This is a genomic window from Croceicoccus marinus, assembly GCF_001661675.2.
In the GTDB taxonomy this organism is placed as follows: domain Bacteria; phylum Pseudomonadota; class Alphaproteobacteria; order Sphingomonadales; family Sphingomonadaceae; genus Croceicoccus; species Croceicoccus marinus.
Genome location: NZ_CP019603.1, coordinates 79,248 through 102,827, shown reverse-complemented (window position 1 = coordinate 102,827; position 23,580 = coordinate 79,248). Strand labels below are relative to the sequence as shown.

Sequence of the window (23,580 nt, the reverse complement as noted above, 5' to 3'; positions counted from 1 at the left end):
TCGCGCCGGTCACCGCGCAGCTGATGATTACCTTACCCTTGGCCACAGAATACTCCCGCCAGAAATGCTATAGTTTCCCCTGCGGTAGGACGTGCGGTACCGGGCGTAATCTAACCTTCGATAGGGTGTCAGGACAAAATGCCCAGCTGCCTTGCCCGCAGAACGGCTTGCGGACGGCGGCGAACGCCCAGCTTGTCGTAGATCTGCTGCATGTACCATTTGACTGTGCCTTCGGTCAGGCCTAGCCGGTCACCGATTTCCCTGTTGCGCAGGCCGCCGCTCACCTGGGTGAGGATCTCGATCTCGCGCAGCGACAGGCCGCCGCTGGGGCCGAACTCGTCATCGTCCTCTTCGTCCTGATCGATCTGCGGATTTCCCTTGAGCAGCTTCACCAACCCATGGGCAAACCTGTCGACCGGATCGTCGAGGATCGGGCCAGTCCCATAGGCGTCGACGATCAGCGCAGCAATCGCTTCCCCCTCGTCGAGGAACGGGCGCAGCCAGCCGCCGGTCTCGGCCAGTTCCACGGCAGCGCGCACTGAACGGCGCGCTTCCGAGCGGTTGCCTGCCAGTACCGCAATTTCGGCCAGCAGCAGTTCGAACGACAGGGCGGAACGGATGGCGCCCCGGCGGCGCACCAGTTCCAGCCAGCGCTTCGCCACCTTGCGCGAGCGCACCAGCCTGAACCGGTGCATTTCAATCCGCAGCCAGGCAATAGCCAGCCATTCGTTGAGCCGCGACGGATTCAGCGTGGGGACAGGTTCTCCTTCGCCCACCAGGTCGCAGGAATAGAACAGCGTTTCGGCCTGTTCCAGCTGCCCGTTCTTGATCAAAATGCGTACCTGTTCCGATACGACCATGGCCCGCAAACGGTCGAGCCCGCATTCGATCGCGACAAGATGCGCTTCCTCCAGCACCGAAAGCGCCGAAGCGAGGTCGCCATCGGCGGCCGCCAGCCGGGCGCGCACGAGATATCCCGACGCGACTTGATCGACGAAGCCCCATTGTCGAATAGAAGGCATGTACTGGTCGACCAGCCTGGCTGCCTCGTCCAGTTCGCCGCATTCGTATAATATCTCGGCCAACGGAAGTGCCGGCAGCGCGCCTAGCCCCGAAACCTCGCTTTCACGCTGGCGCGCGATTTCCTGCGCTTCATGCAGGAACTGCTTTGCGGTTTCCGTCTTGCCCTGTGCGACGAGCGTAGGCGCGACCGACGACTTGAGCGCAATCGATGCGAAGGCTGAACCCGGTCGCGCCAATGCCTTGCGCAATTCACCTTCCAGTCGAAGCATGTCGTGGAAGTGAAACAGCTCACGACGGGCGGAAAGCAGCTGTGCCAGCAGGGTACAGCTGAGATATGGATGATCGTCACCCAGATCGGCCAACAGCGGGCCGCATTCCTCCTCTACCGCGACCATGTCGTCGCGTGCGGCGTGCAACATGACCTTGCGGTGGCGCACATGAAAATCCAGCTGTCGCGCTGCGTAGTCATCCAGTTCGCCGGCATCCATCTTATCTTCGATGGCTTTTTCCGCCGCTTCGATCAGGCGTTCGGCGGACGTGAATGCCAGTCGCCTGCTGCGCCGCCACGACATGGCCAGCAGGATCGACGGCTTGTCCTCGACCACCTGCCACGGCAACCGGCTAGCCAGTTCGTCAAGCCGCTGCATCAGCCCGGCATAGATCATCTGTTCGGCTAGGGTTTCGATCTGCGACGCGAGAAATTCCTGATCGGTACTTTGCTCGGCATGCTCCAGTGCAAGGTGATAATTGCTGGTTTCTGCGTAGAAGCGGCTGGCGCGCCGGTGCAATTCGGCTGCGCGTTCAGGTGCCAGCTTCATGAGCCGCCCCAGAACCATATCGCGGAACAGCTTGTAGTGGCGATATTCGCCCTGCTCGCGGTCCAGTTCGATCAGGAAGAGCCCGCGCTCGAAAGCCTCGTCGAGATATTTGCGCGCTTCGCTCTGGCCGATCACCGCAGCGCAAGCCGACGGCGAAAGTTCTTTCAGGATCGAGGTGTCGATGATGAAGTTCCGCAATTCCTGCGGAAGTCCCTCGATCACTTCCTCGTGGAAATAGCTCGCATATTCGTAACGCAGCCGACTGGCCGCCCGTTCAGGCATTTCCGCGTGCAAACTATCCTTGTGCCACGTCTGGGAGGCAAGAATCAGGCCGGCGGCCCAGCCCTGTGTATCCATTATCATGCGCTGGATCTGCGCCGCAGTCGGCTCTGCCCCAATTTCCTGCCTCAGCAGGCTGCTTGCTTCCTCTGTATCGAAACACAGGTCCGCCATCCTGACTTCCATCAGGTATCCCAGCGATCTCAGGCGAGCGAGATTGATGTCATTTTCGCCCCGGGACGCCATGACGGTCGTCAACCCGTCGCGTGAGCTGAAAATCAGCTGCTCGACGAAATCATGCACTTCGCGGGGCAGCAACTGGGCATCGTCTATGAACAGGATCGGCGCCGCGCCCGATCGCTTGGCAAGCTCGACGAACCATGCACGCGGATCGCTGGAAGCGATGCCAAGACCCGACACGACACAGGCCTGGGACAGTGCCTCGAGAAAGGTGTCGAGACTGTCCACACCGGCGCGCGCCGCGATCCAAAGAACGGATCGCCCTCGTTCGGCCAGCAGATCGGCCCATCGCAGCATGGCGGTTGTCTTCCCGAAACCGGCCGGAGCGATAACCGTGACTGCGCGATAGCCGGCGATCTTTTCCGCCAGGCTTTCGATCCTTGCCCGTTTCACATACGCGTGCGCCGAACGCGGCGGCACGATCGTGGTCTGCACTAAGCCCATGTGGCCAGCCTCTTCGCCTCTCCCTGCCGGTCGTATGCCGGCAATGCCGCTGTTATCGTGCAGCGCATCCATCATGGCAAGCCCGATTTCCTATCCGCAGATAGGTTGTGATGCGCTTGGGCGGCGATAACCCCACAATCCGATAAAGCTATCGGCGTGCAGGACGATGATCTTGCGGCAGCGGGAGTTGGGATATGAATTTCAAATTGGCGGGAGTGCGCCATTCCCTGCGGGAATTCGTCCGGCAGCGGACGAACGCGAGAATCCGCGCATGACACCCGCATTCGCCCCGGCCGCATCCATCACCAACCTCACGGTCAGAAATGGCGCCGCCGCTCTTTGGCCATCCGTGCCAATAACCGATTATAGAAAAAGGATTCCCGACTTATGAAAGCTCTATTGCTCGAATCCACGGATGGTCCAGAAGCCGTTCGCGTGGTGGATGTCGAGACGCCGGAACCTGTTGCCGGACAAGTGCGGGTCGCGATCAAGGCGGCGTCGATGAACCACCGGGAAATGTGGATCTCGCGCGGGCTGTACCCCGGGATGGTCACACCTTGCACCATGGGCTGCGACGGCGCCGGCGTCGTCGACATGATCGGCGAAGGCGTCACTGGCGTCGAAATCGGCGACGAAGTCGTGTTGTATCCCGGCCGCGATTGGGGACCAAACCGCCACGCCCCGCAGGCCGAATTCGGCCTGCTGGGCATGCCGCACCCTGGCACGATCGCCGAATATGTCTGTGTCCCTGCCGAAAATCTGGCCCCGAAGCCCGCGGGCATGAGCTGGGAAGAGGCCGCCGCTTCGATCCTGACCGGCCTGACGGCATGGCGCGCGCTGATGTTCAAGGGCCAGCTGCAGCCTACCGATACCGTTCTGATCAGCGGCGTCGGCGGCGGCGTAGCGACCTTTGGCCTCGCCTATGCGGTGGCGCTTGGCTGCAAGGTCTATGTCACGGGTGAAAGCGAAGAAGTCATCGAACGTGCCAAGAGCATGGGCGCGACCGACGGCCTGCTCTACACCGATCCCGAATGGCGCAAGAAGGTCGGCCCGATGACGGGCGGCATCGACGTCGTACTCGATGGCGCGCCCGGACCGAGCTATGCCAATTACATTCGTGCCATAAAACCGGGCGCCCGCATCGTGATCTATGGATCGACCGCAGGCGATAAGTTCGAGATTACCGCGACCGGCGTTTTCCTGAAGAGTGCCAGCATCGTCGGCAGTCAGGTCGGAGATCCTGAAGATTTCCGCAACATGCTGGATTTCATCGACAAGCATGGCATCAAGCCGGTGATCGAAAAGACGTTTCCTCTGGCCGAAGCCGACAAGGCTCTGACCTATCTCGAAAACGATCACAAGTTCGGCAAAGTGGCGATCACCGTATGACCGGGCTTTTCGATCTGAGCGGAAAAGTCGCGCTGATCACGGGCGGCGCGCAAGGCCTTGGCCGCATGATTGCCGAGGGTCTGCTGAAGGCGGGGGCCACGGTCGCGATCACGTCGAGGAAGGAAGACGTGTGCAATACGGCGGCGGCGGAAATGTCGTCGCTGGGTGTCTGCATCCCCTTGCCCTGTGATCTTTCCAGCCCCGAAGCTGCGGTGGACCTTGCCAACCGGTTGCGCGCCGCTTGCGGCGACAAGCTCCATATTCTTGTCAATAATGCCGGCAAGACATGGGGCGGGCCGGTCGACAATTATCCCGACAAGGCATGGCCGGGCGTGATGATGGTCAATGTGCAGGCGCCCTTCACGCTGGTCCGCGAATTGCTAGGCGCGCTGGAAGCCGCCGGGACCCCCGACGATCCGGCAAGGGTCATCAATATCGGTTCCGTCGCGGGGCTGAAGACGGCCCGCCTCAGCGCCTATTCCTATTCGGCCAGCAAGGCGGCCATCCACATGCTGAGCCGCGATCTGGCCGGCGATCTGGCGGCTCGCAACATCAACGTCAACGCGCTCGTTCCCGGCTTCTTCCCCACCAAGATGACGGCGCATCTTCGCGAGGACGACGAAGTGGACCCGGCGGTGCTGTCGCAAATTCCGATGGCCCGACTGGGTAGGCCGGACGAAATCGCCGGATCGGTCGTGTTCCTGTCGTCGCGTGCCGGCGCCTACATCACCGGTGTCGCCCTGCCTGTCGACGGCGGCGTCGCCGGTTGCGGTTAGGTCGCGCAATGCGTGGGAGCCTATCCTTGGGAAGGGCACGAGAGTGCCTTGAGGCGGAACAGAGATGCGCGAAGTAAGCCAGAAAATGGAGGAGGCCTGCGTGTCCGCTAATGGCGAAGATGCGTCCAGTATTCGGGTCAGTGTAAGTCCGCTTGCCGACATGTTGCTAAAGTCATGGGACTCACATCCCGACAAGGAAGCGCTCGTCTTCCCGTCGGGACGGCGCAGCTATGACGATGTCGTGCAATCAGTGCTGCACCGGGCCCGCGGGCTGCTCGGCCTTGGCATCACGCAGGGCGACCATGTCGGCATCCTGCTGCCATCCGGCATCGATTTCGTCGAAACCCTGTTCGCCGTCTCCATGGTGGGCGGCGTATCGGTCCTGATGAATGCCCGCTATCGCGCCCCCGAAATCGCCTATGTCGTCGAGAATGCCGAACTATGCGCTGTCATAACGAACAGCGAGGCCGATGATTTCGTCGATTTCACGACCCGCCTGACAGAGGCTTTTCCAGAAATTGGACGATGTGCCGATCCCATGGCGCTCGACATTGCGCAGGCCCCGCGTTTGCGCCGCCTTATCCTGAACGGAGGGAAGCAGGCGGCAGGCTTTATTGACCAGTCCGCCTTCGATGCCGCAGCAGCCACCGTCGACGAGGAAGCCGTTCACGAAGCACGGCTTTCGGTCCGGCTGCGCGATACATGCATGGTCCTCTATACTTCGGGGACCTCCGCAAACCCGAAAGGCTGCCTGCTATCGAACGAGGCGATCTGCCGCGAAGCCAGCAATCTTGCGCGTAACCGATGGGCTTTTCAGGATGACGAGCGCGTCTGGTCGCCCATGCCTTTGTTCCATATCGCGGCCATGCTGGCGATGCTCGGCGCGATAGAGGTGGGCGGCACCTTCATCGGCCAGCCCCATTTCGATCCGGGCGAAAGCCTGCGCCAGATCGAGACTGAAAAGGCAACGATGATCTTTCTGCCCTTCGTCACCTTTCACCAGTCGATGATCGCACATCCCGATTGGGACAAGACCGACATGGGCAGCGTGCGGCTGATGAACAGCTGTTTCAGCCAGATGCCCAAGGCGATCGGCGATGCCTATCGCGAAAAAATGCCGAATGCACTTCAGGTCGGCACGTTCGGCATGTCGGAGGCCAGCGGGATCGTTAGCACCGGCGGCTATGATATGGATCCTGAACTGGGCTTTCAGACCTTGGGCTATCCGCTCAAGGGGATTTCCGTCCGCATCGTCGACACTGAAACCGGCAAGGACCTGCCGACGGGACAGCGCGGCGAAGTCCTTATCAAGGGCTACAACATGCTCGACGGCTATCACCGCGATCCAGTCAAGACGGCCGAGGCGATCGACGCCGATGGCTGGTATCACAGCGGGGATATCGGCTCGCTCGACAGCGATGGCCACATGCGATTCCATGGCCGTTTCAAGGACATGCTGAAGGTAGGCGGGGAAAACGTCGCCGCCGCCGAAGTCGAGACCGTTCTTGAAGCGCACGAGGCGGTGGAGCTTTCACAGGTCATCGGCATCCCCGACCAGAGACTGGCAGAGGTTCCCGCCGCCTTCGTCAAGCTGGCGAACGGTTTCCGGCCCAGCGAAGCCGAGCTGATCGCCTTTGCCAAGGAAAGGATCGCATCCTTCAAGGTTCCGCGCCACATTCGCTATGTCGACGAATGGCCGATGTCGGCCTCCAAGATCCAGAAGTTCAAGCTGCGGCAGCGGCTCATGGAAGAACTCGGAATCAGCGAATGAGGAATTTGTGATGCAAGTCGTGATTACGGGGGCCGCCAGCGGCATTGGCAGGGCCGTCGCGGAATTGCTGGCCGGGCAGGATGAACCCCACCAGATGCTGCTGACCGATAGGGATGCTGACGGCGTCAAGGCCGTGGCAGAGGCCATCGGGCCCGCGGCACGCGCTTTTGTCGCCGATCTTTCGTCACCCGATTGCGGAAAGGACATCATCGCCGCTGCCGCCAATTTCATGGGCGGGATCGACGGGGTCGTCAGCAATGCGGGGATTATCTCGGGCGCACCGCTGGTCGATCAGACGCCAGAACAATTCGATCGTGTGTACGCGATCAACACGCGCGCCACTTGGCTGCTGGGCCAGGCGGCTCATCCCTATCTCGCCCATTCGCGCGGGGCCTTTATCGCCACCGCCTCCATGTCGGCAACGCAGCCGACCCCGGGGCTCGGCTTTTATTCGTCGAGCAAGGCCGCGCTGCTGATGCTGATGCGGCAATGCGCGCTGGAATGGGGGCCGGACGGCATTCGCTGCAACACGGTGTCGCCGGGGCCGACCTACACGCCAATGACGCAGGCTGGCTATGACGACCCCCAGCGCCGGGCACAGCGCGAATCGATGATTCCGCTTGGTAAGCTGGGAATGGCCGAGGACGTGGCCAATGCGATTATCTTTCTGCTTGAACCGCAAGCGGGTCACATTTCCGGCATCGATATTCTGGTGGATGGCGGAATGAGCATCAACCTTATGCCCGCCACGGGTGGCGGAACCGGCCAAAAGGCCAGCGAGTAAATTCAGGATTGGAGATTGAAATGCGCATTGCACGAGTAAGCAAGGCCGGCCGGATCGGCCTCGCCGCCAAGGTCGATGGCGAGATCAGGGTTGTCTGGGACAGCGAACTGGCCGACCTCGACGCAAAGATCGCGGAAGGATCGTTGGCGGCGGCCGGCAAGGCCGCGGCAGACGGCGAAGTCGTCGATGAAGCATTGCTGAACTTTCTTCCCCCGGTCACACGGCCTTCTAAGATCGTCTGCATGGGCCTCAACTATCGCGACCACGCGGAAGAATCTGGCTTCGACATTCCTGATTTTCCCGTGCTGTTCGGCCGCTTCCCGTCCAGCCTGATGGGCCACGGCGCGCCCATTATCCTGCCGAAAATCTCAAGGCAGCTTGACTGGGAGGCCGAACTGGCGGTCGTCCTTTCCAAGGGCGGCAAGAACATTTCCGAAGCCGATGCGCTAGATCACGTGGCCGGATATTCGGTCTTCAACGATGCCTCCCTGCGCGACTACCAGATGCGCACGCCGCAGTGGACCGCGGGCAAGAACTTCGACGACACCGGCGCTTTCGGCCCGTGGCTGGTCACGCCCGATGAAGTCCCTGCAGGCGCTTCTGGACTGAAGATCGAATGCCGGGTGAATGGCAATGTCATGCAATCATCCAACACCGGCAATCTGATCTTCACTGTCGCCAATACCATCCATCTGCTGTCCACGTTCATGACACTTGAACCAGGGGATGTGCTGGTGATGGGCACCCCCGGCGGTGTCGGCGTGGCGCGCGATCCGCAGGTCTGGATGAAGGCGGGCGACATTTGCGAAGTGGAGATCGAAGGCATCGGATTGCTTAGCAATCGTGTCGTCGCAGAATGAGCTGAAGCTCGACTGTAACGGGAGAGATACATGGCGCAAAAACGCGCAGGTGCGCTTGGCGTGCATTCGATCGACCATTTCGGCCTCCAGGTGCCCGATCTGGCTGTGGCAAAGGACTTCTACACCGCATTCGGGCTTGACGTGCGCGAGACCGATGCCGGGTTGGAACTCTATACCTTTGGCCACGACCAGTGCTGGGCGCGGATCGTCGAAGGTCCAGTGAAGCAGCTGCGCTACATCAGCTTCGGGGTGTACGAAGAAGACGAAGCGCCGCTGCTCGCCCGGTTGGATGAGAACGGCGTGAAGCGCATCGAAGCGTCCGCAAAGGCGCCTAACTGCGGCACTTGGATCCTTGGCTTCGACGACATGCCGATTCACCTTGCGGTCGCCGAAAAATGTTCGCCCGATGCAAAGACGCAGTTTCAGACGACTTCGTCTGCTGCTGGCGAGTCGGGCGCCATTTTCAATTCGAAAGCGCCCAAAACCAAGCCGCGCAATCTCTCCCATTTCGCTATCTTTACATCGGATGTGATGGCGGCGACCCAATGGTACGAGGAAAATCTCGGCCTGCGCCTGTCCGACGGCAGCGGCCCGGTTGTCGCGTTCCTGCACGGCCCGCATGGCAGCGACCATCACCTGCTTGCCCTGGTCGGATCGACGCATCGCGGCATGCACCACAGCAGCTGGGATGTCGGTTCGTTCCAGGAAGTGGGCCTTGGATCGGCGCAGATGATGCGCGCCGGTTACAAGGAAGGCTGGGGTGTGGGTCGCCACGTTCTTGGCGGCAACTACTTCTATTATGCCCGCGACCCGTGGGGCAGCTATGCCGAGTTTTCGGCCGATATCGATTTCATCCCGGCAGACTGCGAATGGCCTGCGGCCCAGCACTCGCCGGATGACAGCTTTTACCTGTGGGGCCCTGACGTGCCCCCAGAACTCGTCCTCAACCTTGAACCCGGAGCGCCCGAATAATGGCTGTTTTTCTTCTGATGCATGGCGGCGGCATGGGCGGCTGGACGTGGAAATTCATGCGGGATGCGCTTGAGTCCAAGGGGCACACGGTATTCACCCCCACCTTCACCGGATTTGGCGAACGGGAACATCTGATCGGCCGCGACGTCGGCAATGCGGTCCATGTGACCGACATCGTGAACGTCCTTAAGTATGAAGATCTGTCGGACGTCATCCTGGTTGCGCATTCCTATGCCGGCACCGTCGCGCCAGGCGTGCTGGCGCAGGCGGGCGACCGCGTTCGACGCGTCATCTATCTCGACGCGATCGTGCCCCACGCGGGTGAACGCATCGCATCGATGATGGGTTTCGCGAGCGAAGAGGAAGCCGCCGGACTGGATGCCATGCTGGATGGCGGAGAGGGTCCGATCGGCTCGGGCGTACATGAACAACAGCGCGCGATGGCCAAGGACCATCCGCACATGATGGATCGCAATCGCGAGAAATGGCTGCTGGACCACCTGTCTGACCAGCCAATGCGCGCCACCAGCTGCGTCATTCCCGTCGGCGCGGAATCGATCACCCATCCGGTGGATTATATCGCTGCCGAACACACCATCATGGGCATGATGCACGAACGGGCCGAAAAGCTTGGCTGGACGATACACAAGCATCCGGGCGACCATGCTTTCAATGTAGGCGATCCCGAAGGGCTTGCCGACATGATGCTGGAGATCGTGGGATGATCGATGCCGCCAAGCTGTTTTCGGTAAAAGGCCGTGTCGCACTGGTTACCGGCGGCAGCGCCGGAATCGGCCGGATGATCGCCGTAGGCCTCGCCGCAGCGGGTGCGCGGGTCTATATCTGTGCTCGAAACGCGGAAAAGGTCGCTGCCGTGGCCGACGATATCCCCGGCGACGTCATCGGCATCGCTGCCGATATCTCGACCATCGACGGCATCAAGGCGCTGGTAGCCGAGCTTTCGGGCCGCGAGAAAGCTCTGCATGTGCTCGTCAACAACGCAGGCACTCTGTCCGACGCCGCGATCGACGAATTTACGGAATCCGATTGGGACGGCGTCCTCGACCTCAACCTGAAGAGCCCTTTCTTCCTGTTGCAGAAGCTGTTGCCGCTGCTGCGTGCGGGGGGCAGCGCACAACGACCGGCCAGCGTGATCAATATCGGGTCGGTCGGCGCGCTCAAGGTCGGCCCGCGTGAAGTCTATGCCTATCAGGCATCGAAGGGCGCGATCCACTGGCTGACCAAGTCGCTCGCCAAGAACCTTGCCTCGGACAATATCACCGTGAATGCCATCGCGCCGGGGTTCTTCGAAAGCGACATGACCGTGATCAAAGATAATGCAATGCGCAAGATGGTAGAATCCATGGTGCCGCGCGGTCGAACCGGCTTGGCGGAAGACATGGCAGGTGCGGCGATTTATCTGGCCTCCCCCGCAGGCTCCTACGTTACCGGTTCCGTTCTGCCTGTCGAGGGCGGACTGTCGATCTAACCCTCCGTTCGATAGGTTTCAGTCGTGGCGATGCGAAGCACGAGGTAAGCATGGATTTCAATCTCACCGAAGAGCAAGTCGCGTTTCGCGATGTCGTAAGACGTTGGGTCGATGCGGAGTTGCCCAAAGATCTCATGCGCAAGCTTGAGGCAGATGAGCAGAACTATCCCTTCGAGATCTGGGAAAAGTTGAAAGCAGAAGGATTCTTTGGCGTCGGCATTCCCGAGGAATACGGCGGCCTTGGTGGCGATGTTGTGATGCAGATGATCTTCGCCCGCGAAATGTCTCGTACTGCCGGAGGCCTGTTATGGGTCTGGGGTCTCACTTCGTTTGGGGGTGCCCATTCGATCGCGATTGCCGGAAATGAAGAGCAGAAGCAGCGTTGGTTGCCAGAAATGGCGGCCGGCAATCTACGCGTGTCGATCTCGATGACCGAACCCGATGGCGGAACCGACGTGCTGGGCGCGATGAAGACTTTTGCCGATAAGGTCGATGGCGGTTGGAAACTCAACGGTGCGAAAATGTGGACTACGGCTGCGAAGGTCGCCGATCGCTTGCTTGTACTTGCCCGGAGTGACCGCAACGCAGAAAAAAAACATCACGGCCTGATCGCTCTGTTCGTCGACGCAAAGTCGCCGGGGATCACGGCAAGCCTCCTGCCCAAGCTAGGTATGCGTGCAATGGGCAGTTGCGAGGTTCATTACGAGGACGTTTTCGTTCCGGATGAGGACGTTCTGGGCGAACCCGGGAAGGCATGGAGCGCGATGCTGCCCAGCCTTAACAATGAGCGCATCATGGTAGGCGCACAATGTCTCGGCGCGATCGACGGCGTGCTGGAAGATGCGCTGGATTACATGATGCAACGTAAGGCCTTTGGCGGCGTGATCGGTCGCTTCCAGATCCTGCAGCATTATGTCGCGGATATAGCTACATCGCAAAAGCTGACCGAATTGTTGCTGTATAATGTCGCATGGATGCAATCCAACGGCATGCCGTGCGGCAATGAAGCGAACATGCTGAAGATGGTCGCCACGGAAAACGCGGTAAAGGCCGCCGACATGGGTATCCAGATCATGGGCGGCATGGGCTATTCGGCCGAAACCGACATGCAGCGTTACTGGCGCGACCACCGCATCCTGCGCATGACGCCCATTTCGAACGAGATGGTGCGCAATTCGATCGCCGAGAATCTCGGCCTTCCCCGGTCGTTCTGAGGATGGAGCAAATGGAAGAATTTCCCCCTGCCCCCGATGTCGCTGGCACTTCGCTGGATGGAACTGCGATATTCTCGATCGCCGCGGACGAGAATGCGGCGCTATGCCGGTCGACGGGCGTGCAGCCCGCGACTGACGGCAGTGCGCATCCGATCTATTACTACATCGCCACGCAGGTCGCCATGGGCAAGACCGTGGGCGGCGTGTGCGAGACTTGCGAATTCGACGTGGAAGACGGCCCGATGATGGGTTCGTCCGGTGTTCGCTTTGCAGGACAGCTTATGGTCGGGCAGGATTATCGGGTTACCGGCGAAATCCTCAGCCTCGTGCGCAAGAAGAGCCGCAAGCTGGGCGTGATGGACGTCCTCACCTATCGCCTTCGCCTGCATCCGGCTGCAGGCGGCGATGCCGTCCTGGAAACGGACAATGTCTGGGTCCTGCCGCGCAAGGAGCTTGCCGCATGAGCGTTTCAGCAGACATCAAGGCGGGATACACGCTTCCTCCCTTCGTGATCGAAACGGTCAGCCCTGACGCCATGCGCGACTGGTCGGTATTTCTTGCCGACCCCAACCCGATCCACCTCGATGTAGAGGTCGTGAAGGCCAAAGGGCTTGGTAACAAGCGGATCAATCAGGGTCCGATCAACGTTGCCTATATGATGAACATGCTGATGACGGCCTTTCCCGGTTGCCGGATCGAGACGATGGATTCGCGTTTTCTCGACAACGTCTACGAAGGCGACCGCGTCATTGCTTCGGGCGAGGTAACCTCTGTCGAAGGCAATCGCGTCACCTGCGATCTCAAGCTCGATGTGGACGGGCGCGGCACTGTCAACGCCGGCACCGCCACGATTTTGATCTAATTCAAGGAGAACAACAATGCCCAGCGGTCCCTTTGCCCATGTATGCATGGTCGTCCGCGACCTCGATCAGGCGATCGAGGACTGGACGAAAATCCTTCGCGTGCTCGATCCGCAATCGCTTGAAAAGCCGATCGTGAAATATGACGAATTTTCGAGCGGCGACGATGCCGGCATGAAATGGGCCACCTTCGTCAATGAATATTCGACCGAGATCCAGTTCATCCAGCCCGCACCCGGAACTCCGCTCGGCAAGCGGCTCGACAAGGTTGGTGAGCATGTCCACCATCTGTGCTTCAGCACCGATGATGTCCCCGCCGCCATGGAAAAAATGAAGGCCGAAGGCCTGCATCTTCCCGGAGACGGCGAAACGTTCAACGATCCCGACATGACCTGGCAGAAGTGGAGCTGGGTGGGCCCCAAGAGCACCCATGGCTGCCTGATCGAAGTGGCATCCCCGTATGAAAGCCGCGATGACGGCAAATGGCACCATGCGCCCGGCAAGTTCACCTACAAGGGACCGGGTGAACACCCGAGCCACGCCGAAACAGTGCCTGTATCCGCCTAAGTTGTACGGCACGAAAGTCAGATATCAGGGGGACGGCCTGGAGCTTGCGGGTGAAGCCTTTGGCGACCCGCAGGCTCCGCCCGTCCTCTTTTTCCATGGCGGAGGCCAAAGCCGCAGCTCATGGCGGGGCTCTGCCCGCAAGGTTGGCGAGGCGGGCTATTACGGTATTGCGTTCGACCTGCGCGGCCATGGCGAAAGCGACTGGGCGGCGGATGGCGATTATCATGTCGACGCATTTGCCCGAGATGTCGGAAGCCTGCTCGATCAGTTCGACCATCACGTAGTGCTCGTCGGCGCGTCTCGTGGAGGGCAGGCCTCGCTGATCGCCGGATCGCGCCATCCCGAAAAAGTGCGGCTGATCATGCTGGCCGATGTCGCGCCGGACATGCCCAATCACGCGATTGACGGAATCCGCCGATTCTTTGCCGAGGGAGCGGATGGCTATCCAAGTCTCGATGCGGCTGCAGACGCACTGGCCCTCCATCTGGAGCAACCCCGCATCGACGATGCATCGCGCCTTGGCCGTTCCATGAGGCAGGATCCTGCCGGGCGATGGCACTGGCACTGGGACCCTGCGACCGGCAAGGACGAATTCCTCCACCCCGCCAGTGAGAACGAGGCGGTACTCGCAGCGGCGGCACGCGTTTCTTCGCCTGTCGTCATGGTCCGTGCGGAACTAAGCCACTTGGTTCATGACGATAATACAGCGCGTTTCCAGAAGCTTGCTCCCCAGCTTGAAGTGCTGATCGCGAAAGGCGTGGGCCACATGTTCACCGCCGACCGCAATGACGAATTCGCAGCAAAACTGCTCGATCAGCTGGCTCGCGTTTCTGCGGATGCCGCCGGATGAGCGGGAGGACAGCATTCGTCATCGGCGCGACCGGTGGCCTCGGCCGGGCCTGCGCGCACGCACTTGCGCAGGATTTTGATGGGATTGCGCTTTCCTATCGCTCGAACAAATCGGCCGCTGAAGAGCTTGCCACTCAATTGCCGGAATTCTGCGAGGGCTGGCCGGTGCCGTGCGACCTGACCGAGCCTGTGTCCGTGAGTTCGGCTATCGCGGCGGCGAGTGATCATTTTGGGCGGATCGATGCGGTGGTATTTGCATCGGGTGTCGCCATCGAACAGCCTTTCGTCAGCCGGATTGAGGAACCCCAGTGGCGCGAGGTGATCGAGACCGAATTGCTCGGCCTGATGCGCGTCGTTGCAGCAGCACTGCCCGTGTTCCGCCAGCAAGGAAGCGGTAATTTCGTGATCGTTGTGTCGGTCGCAAACTACACCTTCCCGCCCGGCGATGCGCTATCTTCGGTTCCCAAGGCAGGCATGGAAGCGCTGGGCCGCGCAATCGCCAAGGAAGAAGGCAAGTTTGGTATCCGCGCCAATATGGTGGCGCCCGGAATCATCGACGCCGGCCTTGGCGCAGAATTCGTCAAGAGGCTCTACACGCCTGAAATCTGGGAACAGCAGAAGAAGACGATCGCCCTGCGCCGCTTTGGCAACGGTGAGGACGTGGCTGAAGCGGTTCGCTTCCTCGCCTCGGACCGGGCGTCGTATATTACTGGCCAGACGATCATCGTGGATGGCGGTTTCAGCCTCTAACCCAGCGACGCGGCCGGTCGCGCTATGACGCGAAAAAGGGGGGCAGAATTGCCCCCCTTTCGCGTCATGACTGGCGCTGCCTTACTTGTAGGGATCGACCGGCTGCGGAGCCTCGATCACTTCAAGGTCGATCAGCATCGAAAGCACGTCCGAGATGGAATAGATGTGCACGATCTTGTCGCCGTCGAACTTGATCCAGCTGAACCAGAGCACGTCGAGCTGATTGCCCGTCGGCTGAACACCCATGTAGGGGCCGCCCGTGTGCTTGCCGTGGTGGTGGCACAGGACGCAGATCTCGTCGTCGCCACGGCCCCATGCTTTGAGCGTGCGGTAGACCGACGGCGGGAACGTAGTGAAAAGCGCGCGGGGCGAGCTGTTCCACTCTTCGAACGTCCCCAGATCGGGCCGGTTCGGATTGTCGTAGGTCATCTTGTCCTTGTCCATGAACTCGTCGAATCCGGACCAGTCGCCTACGTTCAGCTTGTCGTGCAGGTTCATCCACTGGTTGACCATGAACGTTTGACGTTCGGTCAGGCCTTCGCAAATCTCGGCACGCTTTTCGGGCGAAAGCTTGAAATCATCCAGTGTGAAGGGCGGGATCCGTCCAGCCATAAAAACTCTCCATTATGTCGAGCTGCGATCTTGCAGCGTAGGGATACGTCTGACCAGGCCCGAAGAGGGATACGGCCGTCGATCGCGGCCCTTTTCAATTCCATGCTGCGGTCTGCAACCTACCAATCGGCAGGAACAGACCGGCGATTACCCGCACATTCATGTGGCATAAGCGGACAGAAGGGAGACTGCCGTGCTTTCGATCGAAGAAATGTCGGACAGGTTCGAGATTCAGGACCTGATGGTGGGATATTGCTATGCCGTGGACAACAAGGACTTCGATGCCCTTGACGGCTATTTCACCGATGATGCCGTAATCGACTATAGCGAAATGGTCGGCGTCAAAGGTTCGCTGGCCGATATCAAGTCGTTCCTCGCAGCCAGTCTTGGGCCCGTGCCGATGTCGCAGCATGCGGTTTCGACCACGCAATACAGCTTTGACGGTGATCGCTGCGAAACGCGGTCGGTCTGCACAAACCCGATGGTCGTTCCCGGCGATGATGGGCAGCCCCAGACAATCTTCTTCGGCCTGTGGTACATCCACCAGTTCCGCCGCACCCAGAACGGCTGGCGCATTTCCGGCCTCTACGAAAAGAAATGCTACAACCACAACCTTCCCGAACACATCAAGGCAATGGCGCGATGAGTCCTGAGGCGCTCGCCGCCCAGACGATGGGCGACCCCGTCAATCCATGGGTGATGGAAATCGGCAGCATCTATCTGTGGAGTGCGCTGCTTCTGGCGGCCGCGGCGCTTGCGGTGAAGAACCGCCGCATCCCGCTTTTCGGTCTGATGCTGATCGCAGCCTCAAGCGGTTTCTGGCAGGAATTTTTCGGTGACTGGGGCGCCTATGTCGCATGGAACCCCCAATTCGCGCGCCTGCCATTCTGGGGCGAGATGGCCTATACGACGCCGGTGAAGCCGCTGTTCATGCCGTTCAGCTGGGGATGGTGGTTTGCCGTCTCGATTCCCTTGCTGACCTCGCTGGTGCTGTTCCTCAAGCGCAAATTCCCTGCTCGATCGGCCTATGCGCTATCGTTCATGACCGCGTTTCCGCTCTTCCTTGCCTATCAGATCTATGTCGAGGGCAGTTCAGTCGCCAACGGCTGGTGGACCTATGATTCGGTGGTGGGACCAGCGCTGGAAAGCGAACAGGGACGGTTGCCGCTCGTTTTCCCCCTGCTCATCGGTCTGTGGGCTGGCTGGTTCGTCGGGATGCTTGCCGATCGCGATCCACAAGGATTCATGGCGCATGAGGTTCGCCTTGGCGCAGCGACCAAGCCCGCCGGCCTCGGCCGGGAATGGGCTCGGCTGTGGGGCATGGTATTGCTTTTTCAGGTGACTTTCCTAGCGATCAATATCGCCCCCGCCGTGATCGCACGCATGGCGTTCGGTGGCCCCAGTGCACTTGTGCCCTGATCCGCATAAAAGTGAGATTGCAACGAAGTGACCTGGTTAAATCGTTTGCTGGCAATACTGGTGCTGCTTCTGGGCATCAGTCTGATCTGGATCGGCGCACAACTTCTGCTGGCGGGCGGTTCGCCATATTATGTGGCTGGCGGTCTGGCATTCATTGCCGTCGCCGGATTGCTTTGGCGTCAATCGGCAAGAGCGCTTTATGTCTATGCCGCCATATGGACCCTTTCGCTGGCATGGTCGGTTTGGGAAGCGGGCTTCGCCTTCTGGCCACTGCTGGGCCGGATGGGCTTGCTTACGGTCATCGGCATCTGGCTGCTTACCCCATGGGTGCGGCGATCGCTGGGCGTCGTCCCCGTCACGCGGATCAGCGGCGGAATGTTGGGCGTGGCGCTTCTGGGTCTGCTTGCGGGGCTTTCGTGGACTTTCTGGAACGACCGTATCACCGGCGGCACCGATCTTGCCGGTCTGGCCGGAGCGCCCGCATCTGCGCGCGACGGCGAATGGCATCATTACGGGAATCTGCAGGCAGGACGCCGCTTTTCGCCCCTTGACCAGATCACCCCTGCCAATGTCGGTGCGCTGCAAGAGGTGTGGCGCTATTCGACCGGGCGAGAACCGAACGGTCAGCCCGCGCCTTTTCAGGCAACCCCGCTGATGGTTGACGACCGGCTGTATGTCTGCACCGGCTATAATGACGTCATCGCCCTCGATCCCGAAAGCGGTAAGCAGATCTGGCGCTTTGAAGCCCATGCCGACGCGACCGGGGTTTTCGGCCAGACATGCAGGGGCGTCACTTACTTCGCGGCGCCCGATGCGGCAGCCGGCGAAAGCTGTGCCGCGCGGATCTACACCGCGACTATCGACAGCCGCCTGATCGCCCTCGACCCGCAGACAGGGCAGCCCTGCACCGATTTTGGCAAAGAAGGTGAAGTCGATCTGCTACGCGGCATGAGCAAGGCCCCGACGGGCTATTACCACGTTTCCTCACCGCCCACGCTCGTTTCGGGGAAGCTGGTGATCGGCGGTTGGGTCACCGACGGCCAGATGGTCGGCGAGCCTTCAGGCGTGATCCGCGCCTATGATGCCATCACCGGAAAGCTGGCATGGGCATGGGACATGGGCGCCCCCGACCGGATGGGCGAGCCTGCGCCGGGCGAGACCTATACCCCAGGTACGCCCAACAGCTGGAGCGTGATGAGCGCCGATGAAGAGCTGGGCATGGTCTATGTACCGATGGGCAATGCCACCCCGGATTATACGGGGCTGCACCGCACGCCGGAAATGGAGAGATACTCGACCAGCGTAGTTGCGCTGGATGCTGAAACCGGCCGGCCGCGCTGGCATTTCCAGACGGCCCATCACGATATCTGGGACTACGATGTCGGATCGCAGCCTGTCCTGTTCGATCTGCCCGACGGCCGCCCTGCCCTGCTGCAGCCGACGAAGCGGGGCGAGCTGTTCATGCTAGACCGCCGCACGGGAGAGCCCATCGCCGAGGTTGCCGAATTGCCGGTGACGCCTTCGAAGGCAGATGGCGACCGCGCGTCGCCCACGCAGCCGTTCTCGGTCGGCCTGCCCAGTTTCGAAGGGCCGCGGCCAAGCGAGCGCAGCATGTGGGGCATGGCGCTGGTAGATCAGGCATGGTGTCGCCTGAAGTTCCGGCAGGCGCGTTTCGACGGGCACATGACTCCGATCGAGACCGACCGCGCGTCGATCATCTGGCCGGGCTCTCTGGGCGGCAACAACTGGGGCAGCATCGCTGTCGATCCGGTGCAGGGCATCGCATTCGTGAATTCGTCGCATGTCCTGAACTACAACCGCCTGATACCGCGCGAAGAAGCCGACAGGATCGGCCTGAAGCCCGTTGCGGTCCCAAGTTACGAAAACGTTGCAGGGCCCGTGGCACAAACGGGGACACCCTATGCAGCCTCGGTTGCGCCGTTCCTGTCCCTGCTCGTCGCGCCCTGTACAGAGCCGCCCTACGGGCTCGTCAGCGCTGTCGACCTCGTTTCGGGCAAGCTGCTTTGGCAAAAGCCGTTCGGCACGGCGCGCGATAGCGGCCCGCTGATGATGCCGCTTGGCATACCGATCCCGATGGGCGTGCCCAATATCGGCGGCGGCGTGGTCACGGGCAGCGGACTGGCCTTCATCGGTGCCACGCAGGAACACATGATCCGCGCCTATGAACTTCGGTCGGGCAAGGAGCTTTGGCATGGACGACTACCGGCGGGCGGCAATGCCACGCCCATGACCTACTGGTCCGACCGGTCCGGTCGGCAATTCGTTGTGATCGCCGCCGGCGGACATGGCGGCATATTGTCGGGATATAGCAACGAGCTGATTGCCTATGCGTTGCCGCAGGGCACTCGGGTACAGGGGGAGAAAAAATGAGCATTGTCGCAGTCGTTACCGGAGCAACAAGGGGCCTTGGCCGGGGTATCGCCCGCGAGTTCGGAGCCGATGGCGCTACCGTGGTGGTGACGGGCCGGAACGAGGCGGATCTGGCGGCGGTGTCCGGCGAAATCGCGGACCGCGGCGGCAAGCCGATTGCCATCGCATGCGACCATGCCGACGACGCATCGGTCGCCAGTGCCTTCGCCCGGATCAAGGATGAAGCAGGCCGGATCGACATATTGGTCAACAATGCCGCGGCGGTGCATGCGATGGACCTGATCGCGCCCGGTCCGTTCTGGGAAAAGCCTTTGCACCTTGTCGACATGATCGATGTCGGTCTTCGCTCCAACTATGTATCCTCGTGGCATGCGGCACCGATGATGGCCAAGGCGGGCAAGGGCCTGATCGCGAGCATTTCGTTTTATGGCGCGGTGTCCTATTTCCACGGGGCCGCCTATGGCGCGGCCAAGGCCGGAACCGACAAGATGATGGCCGACATGGCGGTCGACCTTGCCCCGCACGGCGTGGCCGCGATTTCCTATTGGCCGGGCTTCATCCTGACCGATGCGGTGAAAGCCATGCCTGCCGACATGCTGCCCCCCGACATGCGCGAAAGCCTTCCCCAATGGGAGACGCCCGAATTCGCCGCGCGCGTACTGCAAGCCCTGTACGCCGACCCCAGGATAATGTCCTTCACCGGGCAGGCGCTGATCGGGGCCGAAATGGGCGCGCGTTACGGAGTCAGCGATCTCGACGGGAAGCAGCCGATCTCCTATCGCGAAACGATGGGCGCGCCGCACATGCCCTTTACCCGCGTTGGCGGATAGCAGGCATGATCGAAGCGGTCCTCGTCGTACTGACCAAGGCGCGTCCGGGGCGCGAGGCTGACCTCGACGACTGGTACACCAACATCCACATCCGCGATGCACTGCGATTCCGCGGCTCTGTCACCGCGCAGCGTTTCAGCCGCAGTCCGCATCAGCCGATGGACATCCCGCCGGAATATGACTGGCAGTATTTCGCCCTTTACGATGTATTCGATCCCGAACGTTTCTCGCGCGAGCATTGGGAGAATGCGCTGACCAGCCGCATGATGGTCACCACCGCCATCGATGACAGCGTGCTTGAGGATTATCACTATTATCCGCTGGCATTCCGGAACAACGACCCCGAAATCGAACATTCGGGCGGCGTCGTGTTCGAACAGTTCAATGCCGCACCGGGCAAGGACGCCGAATTGCGCGAATGGTATGCCGACAGCTATCTGCCTGCCGCCGTGCGCCGTCCGGGCGTTCACAGCGCAGCCCTGCTGGCGTTTCGCAGCCATGGACAGATGATCCCCACCACGCCGCGATATAGTTATGTCGGCATCTACAAGGTCAATTCCTCCGACAGCTGGCAGGGTTGGAAAGACGCGCCGGAACTTGCGCTGTCAGACCTCGTCGAACGCGACGACCTGCTGGTCACGCATTGGGACAGGCTGACCGGCAGGTTGACGAAGGACGATGTCCAGCACCCCACCGCCCAAGGCCTTGCGGACGAGGAACAGGCCCGTGCGCGCATGGGCGACGATGTGCTGACGGGCGGCGCGGAGAAGCTCGGCTCGGCCTGACGGCGCTCTGCTACCAACGGCGGCGCATCTGCACGGAACGGCGGCGCGCGCGCAGGGCCTCTTGCCTTTCCGCTGGCGAAATCCGTATCGTCTCCGGAGGCAGCCGCGCATCAAGCTTGTCGAGGGGAACGACGGTCAGGCTCGGCTCCGGCCCACTGCTCGCCCCGCTCCAGCGCAGCATGATCGAGCCTTCCGAATAACCGCCCGGGTCCAGCCAGTTGGCGATGCCCGGATCATCCAAGGCGATCACTGCGCGAAACCTGCCATCGGCATCGATACTCGCCTGCCCGCCATTCAGGCTCGACTGACGGTTCATCCAATCGATCGTGTTCCAGCGCATGTCGTTCAATTGCACGTTCCAGTAGCGCACCGCATCGGGCAATGCGCTTTCCAGCAACAGGGCGCTACCAGGTTCTAGCCGGAACAGGCCCTGGTAATAATGCTGCCCCTCAACGCCGCCGCGTCCCGCCCAGTCGTCATGTTCGACCGCGTTCCACAAACCCTTTTGTTGTTGCGCAGCAATAAAGCCAAGGGACATGGTCCCGATCCGCTTGGGATACCCGCATAGCGCCATCAGCCGCTCGCCGATTTCCCTTTGCGTCCACCGACGGGGAGAATGGGCGATGTCGGTCCGTTCAATGGCAATTCGCGCTTCCCTTTCCGCACCCCAGTCATAGCTGGCCTGACGGAGGGAGAGCGATCGAGCCGAGGGATCGAGATGACGCCAGTCGCCGCTCCAGCCCGCAGGCCGTTCATGGCTCAACATCAGGGAAAAGCGCCCTTCCCCATCCACCGCAAGATCGTCGAAATCGACCGTCCCCAGCGATGGCCCCAACGCATCCATCACGCCTAGGCCGCCTGCCGTGATATCCATCTGCACGAAAAGGCTTTCACCGCGCTCGCCCGTTAGCAGGTAGCTGCCATCGCCATCGATGGAGGCCGCCGCGTAAATGAAATCGGGATTGGTGCCGACAAGGTTGAAATGGGTGCCGACCGCCGGAACGAAATCGGGGTTGTCGCGATCCGCAAAGGCGGTCAGCCAACCCGAAGCGAGCGCCATGAAAAGCATGCGCTCCGCTTCGGCGACATCAGCCGGACCGGCGTCGTCCGGAAGCATGGCAAGCACGTCCTCTGCCGAGGAAAGCTGCGCCAGATAATCGGCCCAGCGGCTCACAGATATGGCCTGTAGGCAGAAATGTAATCGGCATAAACACCCTCGACCTGCTCGCGCGTCAGGCCATAGTCCGCCAACTCGTAGCGGTGCTGCCCGTGCTTGTCCGCAGGATGCTCACGCCACCAGCGCGATACCGCTTCCTCGCTCTCGCCCGTGAAATCGATATCGGCATGGCCATAGATCTTGCGTACCGCCTCGACCGGGTCCGCGATGAGGTCGCGAAAGGCAAGGTCGAGCACCTTTACCTGCGGATTGGCCTTGCGCCATGCAAGCGCTGCAGCCTGCCCGTCGTGCCACAGGTGCAGCAATTCCTGCCCCAGTTCGTCACGGTCGATCCGGTCGAAAGACACGCAGCGGATCACTTCGATCAGGCGAGAGATCGACGCCATGACCGTAACCGGATCACGATGCGGCTGCACCAGCACCGCGTCGGGATAAACAGCAAGCAATTCGGCAAGGTGGTGCGCATGTTCCTGCACCTTCAGCACCCAGCGCTTGCGCGGATTCTTCCATGCCAGATGCTGCAGCCACATCTTGTGCACGCCATAGCCGAACCGCGTATCCGTCTTGCGATACCAGTCGTAATAGGACGGCAAGCGGAACAGCATCGTCGGGTTGATCCCCTGAAACGCAGTCTCAAGGATCATGCCGCATTCCTGCGGTATGCGCGATCCGATCGGATGCGCCTTCAGCACATCGGCCCAGGCGCCGGTGAAATTCTCCTGCACATAGGCGTCGAACCCGTCCGCGCGCGGATCGGTATCGAAGGTCGCGGCATCGGGCGGCGGCGATGGCGCGGCAACCTCCCATTGCAGCGGGGTGCGGATCTGCGGGTCCGCCCCGATCAGCGCGTGAAGGATCGACGTTCCGCAGCGCGGAAGGCCCAGAATGAAGACTGGGCGCACAATCTCGACATCGGCGATCTCCGGATGCGCCCTGCGGTCAGCCGCAATGGCGGAAAGGCGCGCCAGATTGTCGCGAAACTGCGCAAGGGCTCGCTGATGACCGGACTCGGAAAGACCGCCCTCTTCCCCAAGAGCGGCCAGCGCGGCGGAAAGGCCGGGCATGACACCGGCGGCCATTTCCTGGTCCAGCCCCGCTTCGTCGATCAATTGCTGCGGCGTCGGATCACCCATCTGCGCGTTCCTCTCTTTGTCTTTTCTGGTTTCACGCCAGCTTAGGAGCGCAAAAAAAGCACCAACCTGTCAGCGGGTAGGACAGAGGCTGGCACCCAAGCGCGACACATCCCTGATCGACGGGAGAGAAAATGGATCGCACGCTTGC

Annotated in this window: 23 protein-coding genes; 19 read left to right on the top strand and 4 right to left on the bottom strand. The window is 61.1% G+C overall.

All coding sequences use genetic code 11. The features are described 5' to 3' along the window. Window positions 1-128: 128 nt before the first annotated feature. Complete coding sequence (locus tag A9D14_RS14735; protein WP_232469065.1) at window positions 129-2,879, bottom strand: LuxR C-terminal-related transcriptional regulator; 2,751 nt, start codon at window positions 2,877-2,879, stop codon at window positions 129-131. Window positions 2,880-3,191: 312 nt separating this feature from the next. Between A9D14_RS14735 and A9D14_RS14730 the strand changes: the two genes are divergently transcribed. The 14 genes from A9D14_RS14730 to A9D14_RS14665 all read left to right on the top strand — a co-directional run bounded on the left by A9D14_RS14730 (window position 3,192) and on the right by A9D14_RS14665 (window position 15,085). Then, a complete protein-coding gene (locus tag A9D14_RS14730) occupies window positions 3,192-4,193 on the top strand; it encodes a quinone oxidoreductase family protein (RefSeq protein WP_066849545.1) in 1,002 nt (333 codons plus the stop codon). Continuing rightward, complete coding sequence (locus A9D14_RS14725) at window positions 4,190-4,969, top strand: SDR family oxidoreductase (RefSeq protein WP_066849536.1); 780 nt, start codon at window positions 4,190-4,192, stop codon at window positions 4,967-4,969. The genes A9D14_RS14730 and A9D14_RS14725 overlap by 4 nt, the downstream gene beginning before the upstream one ends. A 100-nt stretch (window positions 4,970-5,069) precedes the next feature. Next, window positions 5,070-6,740 (top strand): class I adenylate-forming enzyme family protein, encoded by a 1,671-nt coding sequence (locus A9D14_RS14720; RefSeq protein ID WP_087910601.1) that lies wholly within the window; start codon window positions 5,070-5,072, stop codon window positions 6,738-6,740. Between the two features lie 64 nt (window positions 6,741-6,804). After that, entirely contained in the window at window positions 6,805-7,524 is a 720-nt protein-coding gene (locus A9D14_RS14715; protein WP_232469063.1) for an SDR family NAD(P)-dependent oxidoreductase, read from the top strand. 20 nt (window positions 7,525-7,544) lie between these two features. Next, complete coding sequence (locus A9D14_RS14710; protein ID WP_066849527.1) at window positions 7,545-8,384, top strand: fumarylacetoacetate hydrolase family protein; 840 nt, start codon at window positions 7,545-7,547, stop codon at window positions 8,382-8,384. A 30-nt stretch (window positions 8,385-8,414) separates the two neighbouring features. After that, window positions 8,415-9,356, top strand: a complete 942-nt coding sequence (locus A9D14_RS14705; protein WP_066849524.1) for a VOC family protein — start codon at window positions 8,415-8,417, stop codon at window positions 9,354-9,356. Further along, window positions 9,356-10,081, top strand: coding sequence for an alpha/beta fold hydrolase (locus A9D14_RS14700; RefSeq protein WP_083988087.1), 726 nt, complete (start codon window positions 9,356-9,358; stop codon window positions 10,079-10,081). The genes A9D14_RS14705 and A9D14_RS14700 overlap by 1 nt, the downstream gene beginning before the upstream one ends. Continuing rightward, window positions 10,081-10,845 (top strand): SDR family oxidoreductase, encoded by a 765-nt coding sequence (locus tag A9D14_RS14695; protein ID WP_083988150.1) that lies wholly within the window; start codon window positions 10,081-10,083, stop codon window positions 10,843-10,845. Before A9D14_RS14700 ends, A9D14_RS14695 begins: the two co-directional genes overlap by 1 nt. A gap of 50 nt (window positions 10,846-10,895) precedes the next feature. Continuing rightward, a complete protein-coding gene (locus A9D14_RS14690; RefSeq protein WP_066849517.1) occupies window positions 10,896-12,059 on the top strand; it encodes an acyl-CoA dehydrogenase family protein in 1,164 nt (387 codons plus the stop codon). Between the two features lie 11 nt (window positions 12,060-12,070). After that, the gene (locus A9D14_RS14685) at window positions 12,071-12,523 is read left to right on the top strand and encodes a hypothetical protein (protein WP_232469061.1); all 453 of its coding nucleotides are present in this window, start codon (window positions 12,071-12,073) and stop codon (window positions 12,521-12,523) included. After that, the gene (locus tag A9D14_RS14680; RefSeq protein WP_066849511.1) at window positions 12,520-12,921 is read left to right on the top strand and encodes a MaoC family dehydratase; all 402 of its coding nucleotides are present in this window, start codon (window positions 12,520-12,522) and stop codon (window positions 12,919-12,921) included. The genes A9D14_RS14685 and A9D14_RS14680 overlap by 4 nt, the downstream gene beginning before the upstream one ends. 16 nt (window positions 12,922-12,937) lie before the next feature. Beyond that, window positions 12,938-13,486 (top strand): VOC family protein, encoded by a 549-nt coding sequence (locus A9D14_RS14675; protein WP_232469059.1) that lies wholly within the window; start codon window positions 12,938-12,940, stop codon window positions 13,484-13,486. After that, window positions 13,392-14,336, top strand: coding sequence for an alpha/beta fold hydrolase (locus A9D14_RS14670; protein WP_232469057.1), 945 nt, complete (start codon window positions 13,392-13,394; stop codon window positions 14,334-14,336). Before A9D14_RS14675 ends, A9D14_RS14670 begins: the two co-directional genes overlap by 95 nt. Continuing rightward, window positions 14,333-15,085 (top strand): SDR family NAD(P)-dependent oxidoreductase, encoded by a 753-nt coding sequence (locus A9D14_RS14665; protein ID WP_066849508.1) that lies wholly within the window; start codon window positions 14,333-14,335, stop codon window positions 15,083-15,085. Before A9D14_RS14670 ends, A9D14_RS14665 begins: the two co-directional genes overlap by 4 nt. A gap of 81 nt (window positions 15,086-15,166) precedes the next feature. Here the strand turns inward: A9D14_RS14665 and A9D14_RS14660 are convergent, their stop codons facing one another. Then, window positions 15,167-15,697 (bottom strand): ester cyclase, encoded by a 531-nt coding sequence (locus tag A9D14_RS14660; RefSeq protein ID WP_066849505.1) that lies wholly within the window; start codon window positions 15,695-15,697, stop codon window positions 15,167-15,169. A gap of 262 nt (window positions 15,698-15,959) precedes the next feature. On the opposite strand from A9D14_RS14660, the gene A9D14_RS14655 reads away from it, so the two are divergent. From A9D14_RS14655 to A9D14_RS14635, 5 genes are read left to right on the top strand one after another with little or no spacing between them, the layout of a single operon-like run. Next, window positions 15,960-16,343 carry a nuclear transport factor 2 family protein gene (locus A9D14_RS14655; RefSeq protein ID WP_232469056.1) on the top strand — a complete coding sequence of 128 codons (384 nt, stop codon included), beginning with the start codon at window positions 15,960-15,962 and terminating at the stop codon, window positions 16,341-16,343. Then, window positions 16,340-17,116 (top strand): hypothetical protein, encoded by a 777-nt coding sequence (locus A9D14_RS14650; protein WP_087910579.1) that lies wholly within the window; start codon window positions 16,340-16,342, stop codon window positions 17,114-17,116. The genes A9D14_RS14655 and A9D14_RS14650 overlap by 4 nt, the downstream gene beginning before the upstream one ends. A gap of 60 nt (window positions 17,117-17,176) precedes the next feature. After that, window positions 17,177-19,507: a membrane-bound PQQ-dependent dehydrogenase, glucose/quinate/shikimate family gene (locus A9D14_RS14645; RefSeq protein ID WP_232469054.1), complete on the top strand. Its 2,331-nt coding sequence runs from the start codon at window positions 17,177-17,179 to the stop codon at window positions 19,505-19,507. Beyond that, a complete protein-coding gene (locus A9D14_RS14640; RefSeq protein WP_066849496.1) occupies window positions 19,504-20,337 on the top strand; it encodes an SDR family NAD(P)-dependent oxidoreductase in 834 nt (277 codons plus the stop codon). The genes A9D14_RS14645 and A9D14_RS14640 overlap by 4 nt, the downstream gene beginning before the upstream one ends. 5 nt (window positions 20,338-20,342) lie before the next feature. Then, entirely contained in the window at window positions 20,343-21,122 is a 780-nt protein-coding gene (locus A9D14_RS14635; protein ID WP_066849493.1) for a hypothetical protein, read from the top strand. A gap of 10 nt (window positions 21,123-21,132) precedes the next feature. Here A9D14_RS14635 and A9D14_RS14630 read toward each other — a convergent pair whose 3' ends face one another. Together A9D14_RS14630 and A9D14_RS14625 are read right to left on the bottom strand one after the other, a co-directional pair. Then, window positions 21,133-22,296, bottom strand: coding sequence for a hypothetical protein (locus A9D14_RS14630; protein WP_232469052.1), 1,164 nt, complete (start codon window positions 22,294-22,296; stop codon window positions 21,133-21,135). Continuing rightward, window positions 22,293-23,432, bottom strand: a complete 1,140-nt coding sequence (locus A9D14_RS14625; RefSeq protein ID WP_066849490.1) for a sulfotransferase family protein — start codon at window positions 23,430-23,432, stop codon at window positions 22,293-22,295. The genes A9D14_RS14630 and A9D14_RS14625 overlap by 4 nt, the downstream gene beginning before the upstream one ends. Window positions 23,433-23,580 lie beyond the last annotated feature (148 nt).

Coding starts and splice junctions, on each gene's coding strand:
- A9D14_RS14675 (WP_232469059.1), top strand. CDS start 12,938: ATGCCCAGCGGTCCCTTTGCCCATGTATGCATGGTCGTCCGCGACCTC.
- A9D14_RS14640 (WP_066849496.1), top strand. CDS start 19,504: ATGAGCATTGTCGCAGTCGTTACCGGAGCAACAAGGGGCCTTGGCCGG.
- A9D14_RS14705 (WP_066849524.1), top strand. CDS start 8,415: ATGGCGCAAAAACGCGCAGGTGCGCTTGGCGTGCATTCGATCGACCAT.
- A9D14_RS14660 (WP_066849505.1), bottom strand. CDS start 15,697: ATGGCTGGACGGATCCCGCCCTTCACACTGGATGATTTCAAGCTTTCG.
- A9D14_RS14710 (WP_066849527.1), top strand. CDS start 7,545: ATGCGCATTGCACGAGTAAGCAAGGCCGGCCGGATCGGCCTCGCCGCC.
- A9D14_RS14685 (WP_232469061.1), top strand. CDS start 12,071: ATGGAAGAATTTCCCCCTGCCCCCGATGTCGCTGGCACTTCGCTGGAT.
- A9D14_RS14635 (WP_066849493.1), top strand. CDS start 20,343: ATGATCGAAGCGGTCCTCGTCGTACTGACCAAGGCGCGTCCGGGGCGC.
- A9D14_RS14625 (WP_066849490.1), bottom strand. CDS start 23,432: ATGGGTGATCCGACGCCGCAGCAATTGATCGACGAAGCGGGGCTGGAC.
- A9D14_RS14730 (WP_066849545.1), top strand. CDS start 3,192: ATGAAAGCTCTATTGCTCGAATCCACGGATGGTCCAGAAGCCGTTCGC.
- A9D14_RS14700 (WP_083988087.1), top strand. CDS start 9,356: ATGGCTGTTTTTCTTCTGATGCATGGCGGCGGCATGGGCGGCTGGACG.
- A9D14_RS14670 (WP_232469057.1), top strand. CDS start 13,392: ATGACGGCAAATGGCACCATGCGCCCGGCAAGTTCACCTACAAGGGAC.
- A9D14_RS14735 (WP_232469065.1), bottom strand. CDS start 2,879: ATGATGGATGCGCTGCACGATAACAGCGGCATTGCCGGCATACGACCG.
- A9D14_RS14725 (WP_066849536.1), top strand. CDS start 4,190: ATGACCGGGCTTTTCGATCTGAGCGGAAAAGTCGCGCTGATCACGGGC.
- A9D14_RS14650 (WP_087910579.1), top strand. CDS start 16,340: ATGAGTCCTGAGGCGCTCGCCGCCCAGACGATGGGCGACCCCGTCAAT.
- A9D14_RS14680 (WP_066849511.1), top strand. CDS start 12,520: ATGAGCGTTTCAGCAGACATCAAGGCGGGATACACGCTTCCTCCCTTC.
- A9D14_RS14665 (WP_066849508.1), top strand. CDS start 14,333: ATGAGCGGGAGGACAGCATTCGTCATCGGCGCGACCGGTGGCCTCGGC.
- A9D14_RS14690 (WP_066849517.1), top strand. CDS start 10,896: ATGGATTTCAATCTCACCGAAGAGCAAGTCGCGTTTCGCGATGTCGTA.